Genomic DNA, 293 nt, shown 5'->3' with positions numbered 1-293 from the left:
CGCGCATGCTGACCGCGCAGACGCAGGAGACCATCAATGACGAGGTGCTGGGTCTGGCCCGCGCCTATCAGCGCGGCGGCCTGCCGGTGCTGGTGCGCGTGGTCGAGAACCGCTCCCGCCAGCCTGGCGCCAACCTCTATCTGATCGCCGACGCCAACGGCCAGATCCTGACCGGCAACGTGCAGAGCCTTGAGCCCGGGGTCATCGAGACCGAGGGCTGGACGACCGAACCCTTTTCCTACCAGCGCTTCGGCGAGGGTGAGCTCGATCGACTGCGCAGCGGCGCTACGGAT

Annotated in this window: 1 pseudogene; it reads left to right on the top strand. The window is 67.9% G+C overall.

The features are described 5' to 3' along the window. Window positions 1-293: pseudogene (locus EN852_RS39375) on the top strand (two-component sensor histidine kinase); the annotation flags it as partial.

The organism is Mesorhizobium sp. M2E.F.Ca.ET.209.01.1.1 (genome assembly GCF_004010375.2).
Classification (GTDB): Bacteria; Pseudomonadota; Alphaproteobacteria; order Rhizobiales; family Rhizobiaceae; genus Mesorhizobium.
Note: the sequence above shows the minus strand (reverse complement) of the source record. Positions and strands in the feature narration are given on the sequence as shown.